We start from the raw sequence: 18,673 nt of genomic DNA, 5'->3' as shown, positions 1-18,673 counted from the left end.
AAACCGGGCCGGGGGCCCGCGGCGCAGTGCGGCGGGGCCTAGACCCGGGGTAGGGCCAGACCTACCCCGATGCTCCGCCCAGGCCCATGGCCGCGCCCCCGACCTGCTCCTACGGTGATCCCCATGCACCCTCGCAACGTCTGGCAGGCCATGTCCCGCCCCGGCTACCTGCTCTCGGCGTGGCCGTGGCGGTCGGCCGGGTACCTGCTGTCGGGCGCGGTGCTCGGCGCGGTGGTGCTCGTGGCCCTGGTGACGTCGCTGGTGGCCGGCGGGGTGCTCGCGGTGGTGCTGGCCGGGCTGCCGCTGCTGCTCGGCGCGGCCCTGGCCGGTGTCCCGGTGGCGGCCGTGGAGCGGTACCGGTTGCGGCTGGCCGACGCGGAGACCGCACGCGACCCGCACGAGCCGCCCGGCGGGCCCGGGCTGCGCAGTTGGCTGTCGTGCCGGCTGCGGGAGCGCGCCACCTGGCGCGAGCTGGGCCACGCCCTGCTGCTCGCGGGGGTGTTGTGGCCGGTCGACGCGCTCGCCCTCGCCGTCCTCCTGCTGCTCCCGCTCTCCGTGGCCGCGACCCCGCTGGTCCTGGCCGTGGCGGGCGAGGCGAAGGTGCTGAAGGTGTGGCTCGTGACGGACTGGACGGCCGCTGCCGGCTGGGCCGTCGCGGGCCTGGTCCTCCTCGCGGCGGGCGCCTATCCGCTGGGGTGCCTGGCCGGGGCGCGGGCCGGGCTGACCCGGTTGCTGGTCGCCCCGCGGGAGGCCGGGCTGGGGGCCAGGGTCGTCGAACTGACCCGGTCCCGGGTGCGGTTGGTGGACGCCTTCGAGGCGGAGCGGCGGCGCATCGAACGCGATCTGCACGACGGGGCGCAGCAGCGGCTGGTCGCCCTGACGATGACGCTCGGCCTGGCCCGGCTCGACGCCCCGCCGGGCCCGCTCGCCGACCAGCTCGCCCGGGCGCACCAGGAGGCCGGTGCGGTCCTGGCCGAACTGCGCGAGCTGATCCGGGGCGTCCACCCCAAGGTCCTCGCCGACTTCGGCCTGGAGGCGGCCGTCGCGGACGCGGCCGACCGCTCCGCCGTGCCGGTGGACGTGGACCTGGAGCTGCCGGGGCGGTTCTCCCAGGCCGTCGAGGCCGCCGCGTACTTCGTGGTGTGCGAGGCGCTCGCCAACGTCGGCCGGCACAGCGGTGCGCAGCGGGCCGAGGTCAGCGGCGGGTACCGCGACGGACGGCTGACCCTGCGGATACGCGACGACGGGTGCGGCGGGGCGCGGGTCCGGGACGGCGGCGGGCTGACCGGGCTCGCCGACCGGGTGTCGGTGCTCGATGGCACACTCTCCCTGTCCAGCCCGCCCGGCGGGCCGACCCTGCTGCATGTGGAGATCCCTGGTGAGCCTGCGAGGTGAGCGGCCCCTGCGGGTCGTCCTGGCCGAGGACAGCGTGCTGCTGCGCGACGGCCTGGTCGGGCTGCTCGAACGCTGCGGGCACCGCGTCGTCGCGGCCGTCGGGGACGCCGAGGCGCTCGTCGCCGCCGTCGCGGAGCACGACCCGGACGTGGTCGTCACGGACGTGCGCATGCCGCCCGGCTTCCAGGACGAGGGCCTGCGCGCCGCCGTGCGGCTGCGCCGGGAGCGGCCCGGGCTGCCGCTGCTGGTGCTCAGCCAGTACGTCCAGCGCCGCTACGCCGCCGAGTTGCTGGACACCGGCGACGGCACGGGCGTCGGCTATCTGCTCAAGGACCGCGTCGGCCAGGTCGAGGAGTTCGTCGAGGCGCTAGGCAAGGTGGCCGACGGCGGCACGGTCGTCGACCCGGAGGTCGTACGGCAGTTGCTGCGGCGCCGCCGCGACCCGCTGGAGCGGCTCACGCCGCGTGAGCGGGAGGTGCTGGCGCTGATCGCGGAGGGCCACTCCAACAGCGCCGTCGCGCGCCGGCTGGTCGTCTCCGAGGCGGCCGTGGGCAAGCACATCTCCGGCATCCTCACCAAGCTGGACCTGCCCCCGGCGGACGACACCCATCGGCGGGTGCGGGCCGTGCTGGCGTATCTGCGGGCGTAGGACGCCCGGGAAGGGAACGCGCCAGCGGGCGGCCCCCTGGCCGACGACGAGTGCGGTAATGGCCGAAAGCTGTCGGACGCGGCGTGGTCCCGTCGTCCGGGTCGCACCATGGGTGGCCCAGCCTCCGGACCGAGGAGCCACGTCATGGCACAGCAGGGCTGCCCCTTCCTGAAGATCGACCCGTCCGGCCAGGACCTCTACGGCGAGATCGCCCGGATCCGCGCCCGCGGCCCGGCCGTCGAGGTCGAACTCCCGGGCGGGGTACGGGCCTGGTGGATCAACGGGCTGGAGCTGAACAAGCGGCTGCTGGCCGGGCCCGAGACCAGCAAGGACGCCTACCGGCACTGGCCGGCCTGGATCAACGGGGACGTCTCCCGCACCTGGCCGCTGGCCATCTGGGTCTCGGTGCGCAACATGGTCACCGCCTACGGGGAGGACCACGGCCGGCTGCGCAGGCCGATGGCGGCCGCCTTCACACGGCGCCGCGTCGACGCACTCCTGCCCCGCGTGCGGGAGATCGTCGGCCGGGCGCTGGACCGCCTGGCGGACCACCCACCCGGCCGAGTCGTCGACCTGCGGGCGGAGTTCGCCGCTCCGGTGCCGCACGAGGTGGTGTGCGAGCTGTTCGGCGTACCGCGCGGCGAGGACGGCCCGCGGGCGGCGCTGTACCGCATCATCGACCGCTTCTTCGACACCGCTATCTCCCTGGAGGACGCCCGGGCGAACGCCGTGGACCTCTACGACACGCTGAGCGCGTTCCTGCGGCACAAGCGCGAGCACCCCGCCGACGACCTGACCACGGCGCTCCTCGCCGCCCACGACGCGGGCGAGATGAGCGAACAGGAGGTGAGGGACAACCTGATCCTGCTGCTCACCGCCGGTTTCGAGACGACCGTCAACCTCATCGACAACACCGTGCACAGCCTGCTCGCCCACCCCGGTCAGCTCGCGCTGGTCCGCTCCGGGCGCGCGAGCTGGGAGGACGCCCTGGAGGAGTCGCTGCGCCTGGAGGCCCCGGGCGCGATGTCGGGCCTGCGCTACGCCGTGGAGGACATCGAGATCGAGCCGGGGCTGACCATCCCCCGGGGCGATGCCCTCGTGGTCTCCTTCGCCGGCGCCGGGCGTGACCCCGAGCGGCACGGGCCGGACGCCGACCGCTACGACCTCACTCGCCCGACCAGCCGCGACCACGTGTCCTTCGGCCACGGCGTGCACCACTGCCTGGGCCGGCCCCTGGCCATAGCCGAGGCGACGGTGGCGCTGTCCGCCCTGTTCGAGCGTTTCCCCCGGCTGGCCCTGGCCGATCCCTCGCGTCCGCCCCGGCGGCTGCGGTCGATCATCTCCACGGGCCACGAGAGCCTGCCGGTGCTGCTGCACGGGGCGGCACCGGACGCCCTGCCGGGCCCCCGGGAGCCGGGGCGGGCGGAGCCGGTCGGGGAGCCGTCCGGCCCGTAGGGAGCCGTCCGGTCCCTGGGGAGTCCTCGCCGTCCGGTCCCCACGGAGTCCTCGCCGTCCGGTCCCTAGGGGGTCCTCGCCGTCCGGTTCCCGAGGTAGGAGCGGTACCAGGGCGCCGCCCGGGCGAACCCGGCCGCGAAGCCCTCGCCGGGCGGGCAGTCCACGCCCGTCCAGAAGGCGTCGTCGGCGAACCAGTGGTCGACGGTGAGCATGCCCAGGTGGTGCAGGGCCCGGGGTGAGCCCGCGGCCCGCTCCAGGGCGGTGGGCACGTCCACCCGGGCGCCCGGGCAGGGCGCGGCGACCTCGGCGCACACCCTGCCGAGCAGATCCGTGACGGGCACCGGCTCGGGGTGGTTCACATGGCGCACGCCACCGGCGTACCGGGGGGACAGGGCCGCGGCCACCACCGCGCGGGCCAGGGCGGTGACGTCGATCATCGACTGGCGCGCGTCGCAGCCGGTGAGGGTGGCCGACAGCTCCTCCATCAGCCACACCAGCCCGGGGATCACCCAGCGGTCGCCCTCGCCGTACACCAGGTGCGGGCGCAGGACCAGGCCACCGGCGTCCAGGACGTGCCGCTCGGCGGCCGCCCGGGTGCGGCTGGTGGCCGAGACGGGGGCGACCGGCGCCTCACCGGGGCGCACACCCCGGAACGGTCCGCGGCCGTGGACGGCGGCCGTGCTCACGTACACGATCCGGCGCACACCGGCGCGCACGGCCTCCTCGACCAGGGCGCGGGTGCCGCGGTCGTTGACGGCCTCGGCGGCGGACACGTCGCCGCCGATCCTGGAGGCGCAGTGGACCAGGACGTCGATGCCGGCGCAGGCACCGCGCAGGGAGGGCGGGACGGCCAGATCGCCGCGGACGTACTCGGGGCCGGGCGGGGCCTGCCGGGACAGCAGCCGGACGCGCACGTCCGGTCGGCGGCGTGCCTCGGCGGCCACCCGGCTGCCGACGAATCCGCTCGCCCCGGCGATCAGAAGGTGGGTCGTCACCCCACGGACCGTACCGGCGCCGTTCGAGCGGAGGTCAGGACGGCCGTGAACACCGTCTCGCCGCCCTGGCGTCCGGTGACCCGCACCGTCACCTGCTGCGGGTCCGCGCCGAGCGGCTCCGTCACGAGCGGCTCGGCCACGAGCGGCTCCGTCACGAGCAGGCAGGGGTCGTGCAGTTCGGCGTAGCGGGCGAAGACGACCGACATCGACGAGGGCAGGAAGGGGCGCACGCCGGACGCGGCGGCGGCCGCCTGGCGGGCCGCCTCGAGCAGGGCCATGCCGGGCACGTGGTCGTTGGGCCGCGGGAAGAGGTGCGGGTGGCCGGTGTCGACCCGCAGCCGCCAGACGCCGGGCCGGCCGGTGAGGGCCAGCAGGACGTCCGCGGCGCGTGCCCGGCCCACGGCCCCGGGCGGCAGGCCCGGCAGCGGCGGCACCGGGGTGTCCCAGGCGTCGAGCCGTCCGGCGCGCAGCCGGCGGTAGGCGGCCGGCGAGACGCAGCCGGTGCTGCCGGTGCCCCGGGCGACGAGGCGGCCGGCGCGGCGGAACTCCATCGTGGTGCGCATGCCCGCCAGGCGGCGGCCCCGGCGGCGTACCTCCGAGCACTCCACGTCGATCTCCACCGGTTCGCCGGCCTCCGACAGCAGCAGTGCATCGGGGTCCGTGCCGACCGCCAGGTCCGCCATGACGAAGTGGGTGTCCGGCGGGGCGCCGAACTCGGCGTGCGCCAGCACCATCGACGCCTGACGCAACGTTTCTCCCACGATCATCGGGTCCTGGTGCCGCTCGTCGACGGGTCCGAGGAAGGGGTGGTCGGCGGGCCAGTGCGCGGTGAAGCGGAACCGGGTGTCCGAGATTCGGTGCCAGCGGGTGGGGAAGACGTCCGTGTCGGCGGTGCGGTGGGCGAGTTCGCGGGTGACGGCGGTCTGCGGAGGGCGGTGGTCGGGGTGCGGCGCGGTCCCGACGGCCGCGAGGGTCCTGTCCGCGGGGTGGCGCCCGGGTCCCCTCAGGCCTTCCGCGAGCGCGCCCGAAGGGCCTGTCTCCGGCATGGGAACCCCCCGGGGATCGGCTGACTGGCTGCGGTCGGCGTCCGACTAAGGTACGGACGCGCCGGTCGTTTTCAAAGGCGCGCCGGTCTTCCCCAAGGGCGCGGCCCGCCGCCCGGGCAGGCTCTCCCGCCGCCGACGCAGTGCGACGTCATGCGATGTCACAGGGACAGACGGAGATCAGGAGGCACCCGATGACGCGTCAGGAGCGCGCGATCCGCACGCGGCGGACCATCCTGGAGGCGGCCGCGGCCGTCTTCGACGAACGCGGCTACACCTCGGCGACCATCGGGGAGATCCTGGACCGGGCGGGCGTCACCAAGGGCGCGCTGTACTTCCACTTCGGCTCCAAGGAGGAGCTGGCGGCAGGGGTGTTCGGGGAGCAGCTCGCGCCGACGCTCCCGCCGCAGGCCAGCAAGCTCCAGGAACTCGTCGACTCCGGGCTGGTGCTGGCCCGCCGGCTGAAGTCCGAGCCGCTGGTGCGGGCCAGCGTGGGGCTCGCCCTCGACCAGGGGGCCGTGGACCTGGACCGGTCGCCGGCCTTCCAGATGTGGATCGACCAGAACGCGCAGACGCTGGGTGAGGCCAAGGAGCGGGGCGAGTTGCTGCCGCACGTCGACGTGGCGGCCACGGCGGAGCTGCTGGTCGGTAGCTTCTCGGGGGTGCAGCTGCTGTCCCAGCTGCGCTGCCAGCGGCAGGACCTGGAGCAGCGGGTCGTCGTGCTCTTCGAGCACTTCCTGCCGAGCATCGCGGTTCCGGCGGTGCTGGCCCGGCTCGAGGTGTCGGCGGACCGGGGCGAGCGGCTGCTGGCGGAGGGCGGCGACCAGGAGCCGGCCGAGGCGCGAGCCGTCTCCGGCGGCTGACGGCGCGGAAATCCACAGCCGGGAAGTTGTCCACAGGGTCTGACGCGTTCCGGGCGCCGGTTGTACGGTCGGCACGAGTTGATGTTCGTGGCGGTACGGGGGAGGCGGCCGGGATGACCGGGACGGAGAGCGGATCGAAGGCCGGGGGCGGGCCCGGGGCGGGGCCGGGGCCGGGGCGCCGGCTGCCGCGGGTGCGCGGATTCGCCCAGTGGCCGGCCGAGGGGTCGCCGAAGCGTGAGGGCAAGGCCCTGCGCGGGCGCACTCCGCGCCGGGCGCACGCCGCGCTGGAGCTGCACGCCTCCCGTCCCGATGCCCTGGGCGCGGTCGAGGAGTCGGGCCGCGGCCGGCTGCCCGCACTCGCCCCGATCCGGGTCGGCCGCATGGCCGCCTCGCCCTTCTCGTTCCTGCGCGGCTCGGCCGGCCTCATGGCCCACGACCTGGCGCGCACACCGATGACCGGCATCCGGGCGCAGATCTGCGGGGACGCCCACGCGGCCAACTTCGGCCTGTACGGCGACGCGCGCGGCGGCCTCGTCATCGACCTGAACGACTTCGACGAGACGGTGCACGGCCCCTGGGAGTGGGACCTCAAGCGGCTGGCGACCTCGCTGGTGCTGGCGGGCCGCGAGGCGGGCGCGGACGAGGACCAGTGCCGCAAGGCGGCGCACGACGCGGCGGGCGCCTACCGCCGGACCATGCGGTTGCTGGCCCGGCTGCCCGTGCTGGACGCCTGGAACGCCATCGCGGACGAGCAGCTCGTGTCCCACGCCGACGCCCACGACCTGCTCGGCACGCTGGAGCGCATCTCGGACAAGGCGCGGCACAACACGAGCGGGCGTTTCGCGGCCAAGTCGACCGAGGCCACCGACGGCGGCGGCCGCCGATTCGTCGACGCTCCCCCGGTGCTGCGGCGCGTGCCGGACGAGGAGGCCGCCGCGGTGGCGCTCTCCCTGGAGGAGTACGTCGGGACCCTGCCCGAGGACCGTCTGCCGCTGCTCGCCCGGTACGCCGTGCAGGACGTGGCGTTCCGGGTCGTCGGCACCGGCAGCGTCGGCACCCGGTCCTACGTCGTGCTGCTCCTGGACCACCGCGGTGAGCCGCTGGTGCTGCAGGTCAAGGAGGCGCGGGCGTCGGCCCTGGTGCCGCATCTGCTGACCGCCGGCATCGAGGTGCCGGAGGCCGGGCACGAGGGCCGCCGGGTGGTGCTGGGGCAGAAGCGGATGCAGGTGGTGAGCGACAACCTGCTGGGCTGGACGACGGTCGACGGCCGGGCCTTCCAGGTCCGCCAGTTCCGCAACCGCAAGGGAAGCGTGGACCCGGCCGCCCTGGCCCCCGACCAGCTGGACGACTACGGCCGCATGACCGGCGCCCTCCTGGCCCGGGCGCACGCCCACAGCGCCGATCCGCGGCTGGTCGCCGGCTACTGCGGGAAGAACGAGGAGCTGGACGAGGCGATGAGGGACTTCGCCGTCGCCTACGCCGACCGCACGGAGGCGGATCACGCGGATCTGCTGGCGGGCATCAAGGCGGGCAGGATCGCGGCGGAGACGGGGGTGTAGGGCGCCGGGGGCCCAGGGGAGGAGCGGAGGAGCGGCGCCCGTCGGCGGAGGCCCTGGTCCCGGACTCGGGCGGTGCGGGAGGCTCGGGCGGTGCGCAGAAGTCGGACTCGGACTTGGGCGGTGCGCGGGGGCCGGGGTCGGGCGGTGCGCGAGGGGCGTCGGCTCCGGGCGAGAGGGCCGGCGGGAGGATGCCAGGTCCCGGCGCCGGGGCCGGTCGGCGGCAATCGCTGTCCGGGGCACGGGCGGGGACGGGCCGTGGCCTACGCTGGTCGGGTGACGACCCCGGAAGCTGAGCACGAGGGCGGCGACGCCGCCCGGCCCGAGGCGCGGCTGGAGCGGGCCGTACGGGCCGCCGAGCAGGCGCTGATCGAGTACGAGATCGCCGTCGAGACCTTCCGTGTCGAGGTCGAGAACTTCTCCCGGCTGCACGAGCAGAAGCTCGGACCGCTCTACGCCCGCCTGGAGGAGCTGGACGCCCGCATCCTGGAGGCCAGGGCCGCCCGCACCGGCGACGCGGAGGACCGGCGCCGCGCGGAGGAGGCCCGGGCCCAGCTCGCCCCGATCCCCGGGGTCGAGGAACTGCTCAACGGCTGGATGGACGACAGCGGTCTGTTCCCCGAGGCCGCGGCGATGCTCACGGACCGGCCGGTCCGGCCCCCGCAGCGGGTCCGCCCCAGCGAGGAGGCGCGCAAGCTCTATCGCGACCTCGCCCGCAAGGCCCACCCCGACCTCGCGCAGGAGGAGCAGGAGCGTGTGCGGCGGGAGGAGTTCATCACGCGGGTGAACGCCGCCTACGCCCGCGGTGACGAGACCGAGCTGCGGGAGCTCGCCGAGGAATGGGCGAAGGGACCCGAGCTGAAGCGCCTGCCGAGCCGGGCCGAGGAGCTGTACGCGCGCCTCGAATGGCTCTCCCAGCGCAAGGAGCTGCTGGCCCTGCTCGCCAAGGAGCTGGAGGACAGCGCCATCGGGCACATGCTCCAGCTGGCCCCGGAGGATCCGGACCGGCTGCTGGACGAGATCGGGCAGCAGTTGCTCACCCAGGTCGGCGAGCGGGAGACCGAGCTGGCCGCGCTGCTCGGCGAGGGCTCGGACTGAGTCCTGGCGCGGGTCGCCGCGGCGGGCCGTTCCGGTAGCGTCGGGCGCATGAATTTCGGAGCTGGTGTGCCCACGGTCGCGGTCGCGGATCTCAAGGACGGCGACTTCCTGCTGGACGTCCGGGAGGACGACGAGTGGAAGGCCGGTCACGCCGAAGGCGCGCTGCACATCCCCATCAGTGACTTCGTCGCCCGCTACGGGGAGCTGACCGAGGCGGCCCCGCAGGACGGCCGGGTCCACGTGATCTGCCGGTCCGGGGGGCGTTCCGCCCAGGTCACGATGTACCTGGCCCAGCAGGGCATCGACGCCGTCAACGTCGAGGGCGGCATGCAGGTGTGGGAGGCGGCGGGCCGTCCCGTGGTCACGGACGAGGGACAGCCGGGGTTCGTCCTCTAGCGTCCCCCGCGGTGGACGGGCGGCGCGGTGGTGCCGCCCGGGTGTCCCGTGCGACGGCTGCCGGGACACCCCTCCCCGCGCCACCGCATTGGATGCCCCGTTCCCGCCCCAGGGCGGCCGCGACCGCCGTACGGTCGGAGCCCCCGGGCGATGTGGTGACGGCCACGGCCGCGAACCCGTGACGGGGGATGTGCCCGGACGGTCCGCCTGAGTACCGTGCCGTGCCGGGGTCGCGCGGCGCTGCGCGGCGGGACGACGCCCTCGCGACCGGGCGGGCGGAACGACGGACCGGGATCGGGAACGACGGACCGGGATCGGAAACGGGGCGGAATGGACGCGTACGACGAGGGCTCGGTGACCCGGCGTGCGCCGGGCGGGCCCGGAGACACGGGCGACGGTCCGCCGCCCGGTGCCCGGCCCGTGCACGACCTCCCGGCCGGACCCGGCGACGCCGCAGGCCCCGGCGACGCCACAGACCCCGGCGATCCCCGTGGCGGGATCGCCGGTCTCCCCCTCGGCTACCGGATCGCCGTCGCGGTGGCGCTGGCGATCGTGGCGGCCGGGGTCTGCGCGCACCTCGGGATGACCTTCCTGCACGTCGCCCCGGCCAACACGCTCACCCGGCAGCACGGCAGTGCCGTGGACGACTGGATCTACCCGGAGTTCGAGCAGAACTGGAAGCTGTTCGCGCCGAATCCGCTGCAGCAGAACGTCTCGGTGCAGGTCCGGGCCCAGGTCCGGGGGCGGGACGGCGCGGCACCGACCACCGGCTGGTACGACCTGTCCGCCGAGGACGGCCGGGCCATCGACGGCAATCCGCTGCCGAGCCACACCCAGCAGAACGAACTGCGCCGCGCCTGGGACTTCTACGTGGCCACGCACGACAGCCGGAACCGGCCGGTGGGACTGCGCGGCGCGCTCTCGGAGTCGTACCTGCGGCGGATCGGGGTGCTGCGCCTGGACCGGGCCGACGCGGTGCGCGCGGCGACCGGAGGCGGGGGCGTCGTCGAACGGCTCCAGTTCCGCTCGCGCACCAGCAACGTGCCCCCGCCCGAGTGGAGCCGGGAGAAGGTCGCCACGACGCCGTCCTACCGTGAGCTGCCCTGGTGGAAGGTGCCGCGGGACGAGGCCGTGGGAGGCGTGGGATGAACCGCTGGTCCCTGGCCGTCTCGCGTGCCGTCGCCCGGGTCACGGAGACCGCCCTCGGCCCGTACCAGACCGCGATCGTGCGCATCGGCACCGGCGTCACCTGGCTGCTGTTCCTGCTGCGCGAGATCCCCCACCGCGGGGAGCTGTACGGCCCCGACGGCCCCTGGAGCCGGGACCTCGCCGAGCAGTTGATCGGTTCCAACGGGTCCTTCACCGCCCTCATGTGGTTCGACGGCCGGACCTGGTTCGAGGCCGTCTACGCGCTGGCGCTCCTGGCCGCGGCCCTGCTGGTGCTGGGCTGGCGCACGCGCACGACGTCGGTGCTGTTCATGGTGGGTGTGCTGTCGCTGCAGAACCGCAGTGTCTTCATGGGCGACGGCGGCGACAACGTGCTGCACCTGATGTCGATCTACCTGGTGTTCACGCGCTGCGGCCGGGTGTGGTCGCTGGACGCCCGGCGCGCCGCACGGGACGCCGGGGCCCGGGCCCGGGGCGAGCGGGTCACCGACCGGACGGGTCCGGCCCTGTGGGCGGTGCTCGGGGCCGTGCTGGTCGCGGTGACCCTGTCCGGGCGGCTGGAGGGCGACTGGCTGATCCCGGCGCTGCTGTGGACGGTGTGGCTGGGGCAGGCCCTGTGGTGGCTGGTGGGACGGTCCGCCCGGACCGCTCAGCCGCGGATGCTGCTGGACGTCGTGGCGGACATCGTGCACAACGGCGCGCTGCTCGTGATCATGGCGGAGACGTGCCTGATCTACGCGACGGCCGGCTGGTACAAGATCCAGGGCTCGCGCTGGCAGGACGGCACCGCCGTCCACTACCCGCTCCACCTGGAGTACTTCTCGCCCTGGCCCGCGCTCGCGGACGTGCTGTCGGCCAGCGGCACGATGGTCCTGCTGGTGACGTACGGGACGGTCCTGGTGCAGGTCGCCTTCCCGTTCACCCTGCTGAACCGGCGGGTGAAGAACGTCCTGCTCGCCGTCATGATCACCGAGCACGCGGCGATCGCCGTGGTCCTGGGGCTGCCGTTCTTCTCGCTGGCGATGATCGCGGCGGACGCGGTGTTCCTGCCGACGGGCTTCCTGCGGCGCCTGGGCGATGTGGCGGCCCGGACCCGCGACCGGCTGCTGCGGCGCGGCGGGCGGGCACCGGTGCCGGGGCAGCGTGCCCCGGAGGGCGCCGACGCCGCGCACGTAGGCTTCCGGACATGACCGACCCCGTCACCCTCTGGCACCGGATCGCCGGTGAGACCGTCCTGCTCGACGGCTTCCACGCCCTCAAGCACGCGCTGCGGTTCGGCGCCGAGGTGCCGGTGGCGGTCGCCGCCGATCGGGCGGCCACGCTCGCCCTGGCCGCCGAACTGGCGCCGGACGTGCGGCCGGCGCTGGACGCTCTGCTGACCGAGGTGCCGCAGGGGACGTACGCCTCGCTCGTGCCGCGTCCGCACCCGACGGCGGTGGCCGCCCTGGCGGTCCGCCCGTCGCGCGCCTCCCACCTGGAGAAGCTGGCGCACCGGCCGCGCACGGCCCCGGTGGTCGTCCTGGACAACCCGCGCAACCTCGGCAACGCGGGGGCGGTGATCCGCCTGGCGGCGGGCTTCGGGGCGACCGGTGTGGTGACGACCGGGACCGTCGACCCCTGGCACCCGACCGTCGTGCGCGGCGGCGCGGGCCTGCACTTCGCGACCGCGGTGGAACGCCTGACCGTCGGCGAACTGCCGCACGGCCCGCTCTTCGCCCTGGACCCGGAGGGCGACGACCTCCGGGGCGTGAGGCTCCCGGACGACACCGTCCTCGCGTTCGGTTCGGAACGCACGGGCCTGTCACCCGAACTGCGCGCCCGGGCCGACCACTTGCTGTCCCTGCCCATGCGCCCCCAGGTCAGCAGCTACAACCTGGCGACGAGCGTGGCGATGACGCTGTACCACTGGAGCTGCGGCGCACCCGGCGGACAGACGACTTTGAACAGTTGACAAAGTGGTTTCCTCTTCACCTGGTTGCCCACCGGTTGCCCCGTACTCCCAACAGGTCAAGGCTTGTTATCGGGGAGGTTTTACCAGGGCGAACCCATCCGGAGGCGACCATGTCGCACCTGACTCCGATCGACCACGAGGTCGAGCACACATCGACCGTGCCGGCGAACTACGGGAAGAAGGTCAACCTTTTCGTCCGGCAATACGAAGCCTTCGGTTCCGGAGGCACCCACAAGCCGGTCCTCATGCTCCACGGCAGGAGTGTCCCGGCCCTTCCCGGACTGGACGTCGTACTCCCTGCGAAGGGCGGATCCCCGCACCCGGACACCAGCCTCAGCTGGGCCCAGGCGCTGGCGGGCAAGGGATACGACGTATACGTCATGGATCTGCAGGGTTCCGGGCGTTCGCCGCGCCCCGAGATGCACGACCCGTGCAATGCCAATCCGGCGCAGCGGTCCCTGCTGAAGGACAACCCCGGTACGGCGGACTGCGACCCCACGGCGAACTACCCGCATCAGCTGGGCAACTCGAAGAGCGAATGGGACGAACTGGGCACCGTCGTCGCCTTCGTCAGGGAGCGGAGCAACGACGAGAAGGTCTCCTTCATCGGGTGGTCGGCGGCGTCCTTCGTCATGGGGCCGTACGCGATTCAGCACCCCGGGGACGTGGCGAGCCTCTTCCTGCTGGCACCCATGTTCCCTCCGAACGGCCGGTGGTCGACGAGCAGCGCCGACCCCTTCGCGGCCCCTCCGGGGACGCCGTTGCCCACGAAGCCCGAGTCGCAGCCGGCCGCGGTCTTCGGCTTCCCGATGAATCTGACCAGCAAGACGGCATTGCAGGCGGGCATCAGCGACAAGGACGTGGCCGACGCCGTGTGGCAGGCCGTTCTGGACGGCGACAGCATCGGCAAGGAGTGGGGCGGCTCGGTACCGGGGGAGCCGGAGGGCGTCATGCGGTGGCGCAACTCCTACTGGTGGGGCTGGAACGACAAGACCGCGCCACAGGGCTCCGTGCTCGGCGGCAGCGTGCCCGTGTGCATCGTCTACGGGGACCGCGACACGACGGCCAACACGCCACCGGAGATGGGACCCCTGCTGCACTTCTCCGTGCCGAAGCTGTACAAGGCCGTCCCCGGGGGAGGGAAGCTGATGTTCCGCATGGAGGGCTGGGACCACAACCCGGTCTGGGAGCGCGGAGCCGCGAAGGTCCTGCAGCACATGTCCTGGAAGTGGCTCAAGGACAAGAGGGTCTACGACGTCAAGGACGGCAGCTGGGCCATCGATGTGGACGGTGTGCTGACCGAGGTGCTGTGACGCCCGGCGCCACGTGACGTCCGGAGCCGGGTGACGTACGCCGGGCCCGGGCCGAGCGCCCCTGTGGGGGTGCGGGGAACTGCGCGAGCAACCACGAACAACCGGCACGCGCGCACTCACCGCACCCCCGGGTCCCTACGCCTCCCGGCGCACCTCGACCACCCGGAACCGGTTGGCCACGAACGCGCCGTCGCACAGGGCCGCGCTGGCCGCCGGGTTGCCGCCCGAGCCGTGGAAGTCGGAGAAGGCGGCCGTCTGGTTCACGTACACCCCGCCCGTGAGGTTGAGCGACAGCTGGGCCGCCTCCTCCAGGCACACCTCCTGCACGGCCTGCTCCACCTCGGGGTCGGAGGTGTACGCGCCGACCGTCATCGCGCCCTTCTCACGGATGGTGCGGCCCAGCAGCTCCACCGCGTCCGTGACCGAGTCGACCGCGACGGCGAAGGACACCGGCCCGAAGCACTCGCTCATGTACGCGGCCTCCGCGTCCGGCTTGGCCCCGTCCAGCTTCACGATCACGGGCGAGCGCACGACCGCCCCCGGGAAGTCCGGGTTGGTGATCTCGCGGGACGCCAGGGCGACCTCGCCCAGGCCGGCGGCGGCCTCCAGCCGGGCCTTCACGTCCGGGTTGACGATGGCGCCGAGCAGGGCGTTGGCCCGGGCGTCGTCGCCGAGCAGTCCGTCCACCGCCCGGGCCAGGTCCGCGACGACCTCGTCGTAGGACTTGGGGCCCTGGTCGGTGGCGATGCCCTCGCGCGGGATCAGCAGGTTCTGCGGGGTCGTGCACATCTGGCCGCTGTACAGGGACAGCGAGAAGGCCAGGTTGGAGAGCATGCCCTTGTAGTCCGACGTGGAGTGGACGACGACCGTGTTGACGCCGGCCTTCTCCGTGTAGACCTGCGCCTGGCGGGCGTTGGCCTCCAGCCAGTCGCCGAACTCGGTCGAGCCCGTGTAGTCGATGATCCGGATCTCCGGGCGCAGCGCGAGCGTCTTGGCGATGCCCTCGCCGGGGCGCTCGGCGGCCAGCGCCACCAGGTTCGGGTCGAAGCCGGCCTCGGCGAGCACCTCGCGGGCGACCTGGACGGTGAGGGCGAGCGGCAGCACCGCGCGCGGGTGCGGCTTGACCAGCACCGCGTTGCCGGTGGCGAGGGAGGCGAACAGGCCCGGGTAGCCGTTCCACGTCGGGAACGTGTTGCAGCCGATCATCAGGGCGATGCCGCGCGGGACCGGCGTGAACTGCTTGGTGAGGGCCAGCGGGTCGCGCTTGCCCTGCGGCTTGGTCCACTCGGCTTCGTCCGGCGTGCGGACCTGCTCCACGTACGCGTAGGCCACCGCCTCCAGGCCGCGGTCCTGGGCGTGCGGGCCGCCCGCCTGGAACGCCATCATGAACGCCTGGCCGGAGGTGTGCATGACCGCGTGCGCGAACTCGTGCGTGCGGTCGCTGATGCGCTTGAGGATCTCCAGGCAGACCACCGCGCGCTGCTCGGCGCCCGCGTCCCGCCAGGCACGCTGCCCGGCCTTCATGGCGGGCAGCAGCACGTCGAGGTCCGCGTGCGGGTAGGTGACGCCCAGGTCGATGCCGTACGGGGACGTCTCGCCGCCCACCCAGTCGTCCGTCCCGGGCTGGCCGAGGTCGAGGCGGCCGCCGAGCAGGGCGTCGAAGGCTGCCTTGCCCGCGGCCGCGTCCAGGCTGCCGTTCTCCCCGTAGGCCTTGGGGTGCTCGGGGTGGGGGGACCAGTAGGCGCGCGTGCGGATCGCTTCCAGCGCCTGGTCGAGGGTGGACCGGTGCCGGGCGATCAGCTCGTGCGCCGAGAGTGCGGCGGTCATGGGTGACCAACTCCTCGTCTCAAGAACTCCTCGTCGAGTTCATGACCTGGGCAGAAACCTGGGCAGGAACACTCGGACAGAGCTAGAGTAACCGAACGATCGGTCGGTTCAAGGGGGTCCGCCGCATCTGTGGAAAACCCCGTGCGGGAGGATCGCGCACATGACAGCACTCGACCTCAGCAGCCCCGTGGCGGTCGTCGGCACCGGCACGATGGGCCAGGGGATCGCCCAGGTCGCGCTGATGGCGGGCCATCCGGTGCGGCTGTACGACGCCCTGCCGGGGCGGGCGCGGCAGGCGGCCGACGCCATCGGCGCCCGGCTGGACCGCCTCGTCGAGAAGGAACGCCTGCCGGCCGGCGACCGGGACGCCGCCCGGGCGCGGCTCCGGCCCGCCGAGACCCTCGCCGAGCTGGCCGGCTGCGCCCTGGTCGTCGAGGCCGTCGTGGAGCGGCTGGACGTCAAGCAGGCGCTGTTCCGCGAGCTGGAGGACGTCGTCGGCGACGACTGCCTGCTCGCCACCAACACCTCGTCCCTGTCCGTCACCGCCATCGGCGGCGCCCTGCGCGTCCCGGGCCGGTTCGTGGGACTGCACTTCTTCAACCCCGCGCCCCTGCTGCCGTTGGTCGAGGTCGTCTCCGGCTTCGCCACCGACGTCACCTCGGCCACGCGCGCGTACGAGACCGCACGCGCCTGGGGCAAGACGCCGGTCGCCTGCGCGGACACCCCGGGCTTCATCGTCAACCGCATCGCCCGGCCGTTCTACGCCGAGGCCTTCGCGGTGTACGAGGCACAGGGCGCCGACCCGGCCACCATCGACGCGGTGCTGCGCGAGTCCGGCGGATTCCGCATGGGCGCCTTCGAGCTGACGGACCTGATCGGCCAGGACGTCAACGAGTCGGTCACGCGCTCGGTGTGGGAGTCCTTCTTCCAGGACGTGCGCTTCACCCCGTCCCTGGCCCAGCGGCGGCTGGTCGAGTCCGGCCGGCTGGGACGCAAGAGCGGTCACGGCTGGTACGACCACGGGGACGGCGCCGAGCGTCCCGAGCCGGACACGGCGGACCACCGGCAGCCGCCGGCGTACGTCGTCGCCGAGGGCGACCTGGGGCCGGCCGCCGAGCTGCTCGCGATGATCCGCGAGGCGGGCGTCGAGGTGCGCGAGGAGGACGAGGACAACGGCTCCCGGCTGGTGCTGCCGAGCGGGGGCCAGCTGGTCCTCGCCGACGGGCAGACCTCGGTGGAGTTCCGCGACGTCGTCTACTTCGACCTCGCCTTGGACTACCGCAAGGCGACCCGGATCGCCCTGTCCGCCTCCCAGGACACCTCGCCGCGCACCCTCGCGGAGGCCGTCGGGCTGTTCCAGGCGCTCGGCAAGAAGGTCAGCGTCATCGGGGACGTGCCCGGCATGATCGTCGCCCGCACGGTCGCGCGGATCATCGACCTCGCCCACGACGCCGTGGCCAAGGGCGTCGCCACCGAGGAGGACGTCGACACCGCGATGCGTCTCGGTGTGAACTACCCCCTGGGCCCCTTCGAGTGGAGCCGCCGGCTCGGCCGCTTCTGGGCCTACGCACTCCTGGACGACCTGCACCTGCGCGACCCCTCGGGGCGTTACGCGCCGTCCCTCGCGCTGTACCGCCACGCCCACGCCTCCGACAAGCGGGAGGGCCCTGCCTCATGACCACGGCCAGGCGCGACACGTACACGCCGGACACCCTGCTGTCCGTCGCCGTCCAGGTGTTCAACGAGCGCGGCTACGACGGCACCTCCATGGAGCACCTGTCCAAGGCGGCCGGCATCTCCAAGTCGTCGATCTACCACCACGTCACCGGTAAGGAGGAGCTGCTGCGCCGGGCCGTCAGCCGCGCCCTCGACGGCCTGTTCGGCATCCTCGACGAGGAGCACGCGCGCGTGGGCAGGGCCGTCGAGCGGCTGGAGCACGTCGTGCGGCGCATGGTCGAGGTGCTCATGGCCGAACTGCCGTACGTGACGCTGCTGCTGCGCGTGCGCGGCAACACCGACACCGAGCGGTGGGCCCTGGAGCGGCGCCGGGACTTCGACCACCGGGTCGCCGACCTGCTCAAGGCCGCCGCGGCGGACGGGGACGTGCGCGAGGACGTGGAGGTCCGGCTGGTGACCCGGCTGGTCTTCGGGATGATCAACTCCATAGTGGAGTGGTACCGGCCGGACGGCCGCGGCATGGGCGAGCGCGAGGTGGCCGACGCCGTGGTGCAGCTGGCGTTCGGCGGGCTCCGCAGGAGCGGCTGAACCGCGCCGGAGCCCTCCCACAGCGCAGTGCTGATCAGCGGGCCACCACACGGACCGGGTCAGCCCTGCGGCTCCAGGTCCTCCTCCTCGAAGACCAGCAGCGTGCGCGAGCTCAGCACCTCCGGGATCGCCTGGAGGCGGGTCAGCACCAGCTCGCGCAGCGCGCGGTTGTCCGACACGTGCACCAGCAGCAGCACGTCGAAGTCCCCGCCCACCAGGGCGATGTGCGAGGCGCCGGGCAGTTGCCGGAGCTGCTCGCGGACCGTGCGCCAGGAGTTCTGCACGATCTTCAGGGTGACGTACGCGGACGTCCCCTGACCTGCCCGTTCGTGGTGGACGCGGGCGCCGAAACCGCGGATCACGCCGTCCTCGACGAGCCGGTTGATCCGGGCGTAGGCGTTGGCCCGCGAGACGTGGACGCGCTCGGCGACCGACCGTATCGAGGCGCGGCCGTCCGCCTGGAGCATGCGCAGGATGTCCTGGTCTATGGCGTCCAGCGGCCGGGGCGCAGGAGCCTGGCCGTCGTCCCGGCCGTCGGCCATTTGTTCAGGTGCCACCTGCGCCCGCCTCCCGGTGATGGACGTACTGCGTCCATCTCAGGTTGTGGAGAACCGTTTGTCCACAGCCTGAGGCCACCCGTAGCCAAAATGTGCCGGCGACCGAACAATCGGTAGGTGAGGCGCGTCACAGGCGACGTGCC

General features: G+C 73.7%; 17 protein-coding genes. 13 read left to right on the top strand and 4 right to left on the bottom strand.

Annotated features, from left to right (window positions below):
• Nucleotides 1–150: 150 nt before the first annotated feature.
• The 3 genes from ACH4C6_RS15795 to ACH4C6_RS15785 all read left to right on the top strand — a co-directional run bounded on the left by ACH4C6_RS15795 (nucleotide 151) and on the right by ACH4C6_RS15785 (nucleotide 3,499).
• A complete protein-coding gene (locus ACH4C6_RS15795; RefSeq protein WP_398109354.1) occupies nucleotides 151–1,395 on the top strand; it encodes a sensor histidine kinase in 1,245 nt (414 codons plus the stop codon).
• On the top strand, nucleotides 1,385–2,044 hold the full coding sequence (locus ACH4C6_RS15790; RefSeq protein ID WP_398109353.1) for a response regulator: 660 nt from the start codon (nucleotides 1,385–1,387) through the stop codon (nucleotides 2,042–2,044). Before ACH4C6_RS15795 ends, ACH4C6_RS15790 begins: the two co-directional genes overlap by 11 nt.
• A 144-nt stretch (nucleotides 2,045–2,188) precedes the next feature.
• Nucleotides 2,189–3,499, top strand: coding sequence for a cytochrome P450 (locus ACH4C6_RS15785; protein ID WP_398109143.1), 1,311 nt, complete (start codon nucleotides 2,189–2,191; stop codon nucleotides 3,497–3,499).
• 65 nt (nucleotides 3,500–3,564) lie between these two features.
• On the opposite strand, the gene ACH4C6_RS15780 is transcribed toward ACH4C6_RS15785, so the two are convergent.
• Together ACH4C6_RS15780 and ACH4C6_RS15775 are read right to left on the bottom strand one after the other, a co-directional pair.
• Nucleotides 3,565–4,494 (bottom strand): NAD-dependent epimerase/dehydratase family protein, encoded by a 930-nt coding sequence (locus ACH4C6_RS15780; RefSeq protein WP_398109142.1) that lies wholly within the window; start codon nucleotides 4,492–4,494, stop codon nucleotides 3,565–3,567.
• Entirely contained in the window at nucleotides 4,491–5,540 is a 1,050-nt protein-coding gene (locus ACH4C6_RS15775; RefSeq protein WP_398109141.1) for a ScbA/BarX family gamma-butyrolactone biosynthesis protein, read from the bottom strand. The genes ACH4C6_RS15780 and ACH4C6_RS15775 overlap by 4 nt, the downstream gene beginning before the upstream one ends.
• A 191-nt stretch (nucleotides 5,541–5,731) precedes the next feature.
• On the opposite strand from ACH4C6_RS15775, the gene ACH4C6_RS15770 reads away from it, so the two are divergent.
• The 8 genes from ACH4C6_RS15770 (at nucleotide 5,732) to ACH4C6_RS15735 (ending at nucleotide 13,881) form a co-directional block, all read left to right on the top strand.
• Nucleotides 5,732–6,400 carry a ScbR family autoregulator-binding transcription factor gene (locus tag ACH4C6_RS15770; protein ID WP_398109140.1) on the top strand — a complete coding sequence of 223 codons (669 nt, stop codon included), beginning with the start codon at nucleotides 5,732–5,734 and terminating at the stop codon, nucleotides 6,398–6,400.
• 113 nt (nucleotides 6,401–6,513) lie between these two features.
• Nucleotides 6,514–7,959 (top strand): DUF2252 domain-containing protein, encoded by a 1,446-nt coding sequence (locus ACH4C6_RS15765; protein ID WP_398109139.1) that lies wholly within the window; start codon nucleotides 6,514–6,516, stop codon nucleotides 7,957–7,959.
• Nucleotides 7,960–8,232: 273 nt separating this feature from the next.
• Nucleotides 8,233–9,054 (top strand): hypothetical protein, encoded by an 822-nt coding sequence (locus tag ACH4C6_RS15760; RefSeq protein WP_398109138.1) that lies wholly within the window; start codon nucleotides 8,233–8,235, stop codon nucleotides 9,052–9,054.
• A 66-nt stretch (nucleotides 9,055–9,120) separates the two neighbouring features.
• Nucleotides 9,121–9,450: a rhodanese-like domain-containing protein gene (locus ACH4C6_RS15755; RefSeq protein ID WP_398109352.1), complete on the top strand. Its 330-nt coding sequence runs from the start codon at nucleotides 9,121–9,123 to the stop codon at nucleotides 9,448–9,450.
• Nucleotides 9,451–9,780: 330 nt separating this feature from the next.
• A complete protein-coding gene (locus ACH4C6_RS15750; RefSeq protein ID WP_398109137.1) occupies nucleotides 9,781–10,599 on the top strand; it encodes a DUF5819 family protein in 819 nt (272 codons plus the stop codon).
• The gene (locus ACH4C6_RS15745) at nucleotides 10,596–11,807 is read left to right on the top strand and encodes an HTTM domain-containing protein (RefSeq protein WP_398109136.1); all 1,212 of its coding nucleotides are present in this window, start codon (nucleotides 10,596–10,598) and stop codon (nucleotides 11,805–11,807) included. Before ACH4C6_RS15750 ends, ACH4C6_RS15745 begins: the two co-directional genes overlap by 4 nt.
• The gene (locus tag ACH4C6_RS15740) at nucleotides 11,804–12,568 is read left to right on the top strand and encodes a TrmH family RNA methyltransferase (protein ID WP_398109135.1); all 765 of its coding nucleotides are present in this window, start codon (nucleotides 11,804–11,806) and stop codon (nucleotides 12,566–12,568) included. The genes ACH4C6_RS15745 and ACH4C6_RS15740 overlap by 4 nt, the downstream gene beginning before the upstream one ends.
• Nucleotides 12,569–12,678: 110 nt before the next feature.
• Nucleotides 12,679–13,881, top strand: coding sequence for an alpha/beta hydrolase (locus ACH4C6_RS15735; protein WP_398109134.1), 1,203 nt, complete (start codon nucleotides 12,679–12,681; stop codon nucleotides 13,879–13,881).
• A gap of 135 nt (nucleotides 13,882–14,016) precedes the next feature.
• On the opposite strand, the gene paaN is transcribed toward ACH4C6_RS15735, so the two are convergent.
• A complete protein-coding gene (paaN, locus tag ACH4C6_RS15730) occupies nucleotides 14,017–15,708 on the bottom strand; it encodes a phenylacetic acid degradation protein PaaN (RefSeq protein WP_398109133.1) in 1,692 nt (563 codons plus the stop codon).
• Nucleotides 15,709–15,868: 160 nt separating this feature from the next.
• Here paaN and ACH4C6_RS15725 point away from each other — a divergent pair, with 160 nt between their 5' ends.
• On the top strand, nucleotides 15,869–17,386 hold the full coding sequence (locus tag ACH4C6_RS15725) for a 3-hydroxyacyl-CoA dehydrogenase (RefSeq protein ID WP_398109132.1): 1,518 nt from the start codon (nucleotides 15,869–15,871) through the stop codon (nucleotides 17,384–17,386).
• On the top strand, nucleotides 17,383–17,973 hold the full coding sequence (locus ACH4C6_RS15720; RefSeq protein ID WP_398109131.1) for a TetR/AcrR family transcriptional regulator: 591 nt from the start codon (nucleotides 17,383–17,385) through the stop codon (nucleotides 17,971–17,973). Before ACH4C6_RS15725 ends, ACH4C6_RS15720 begins: the two co-directional genes overlap by 4 nt.
• A 59-nt stretch (nucleotides 17,974–18,032) precedes the next feature.
• On the opposite strand, the gene ACH4C6_RS15715 is transcribed toward ACH4C6_RS15720, so the two are convergent.
• On the bottom strand, nucleotides 18,033–18,515 hold the full coding sequence (locus tag ACH4C6_RS15715) for an Lrp/AsnC family transcriptional regulator (RefSeq protein ID WP_398109351.1): 483 nt from the start codon (nucleotides 18,513–18,515) through the stop codon (nucleotides 18,033–18,035).
• Nucleotides 18,516–18,673 lie beyond the last annotated feature (158 nt).

It is taken from the genome of Streptomyces sp. NPDC017943, assembly GCF_044328425.1.
In the GTDB taxonomy this organism is placed as follows: Bacteria; Actinomycetota; Actinomycetes; order Streptomycetales; family Streptomycetaceae; genus Streptomyces; species Streptomyces djakartensis_A.
Note: the sequence above shows the minus strand (reverse complement) of the source record. Positions and strands in the feature narration are given on the sequence as shown.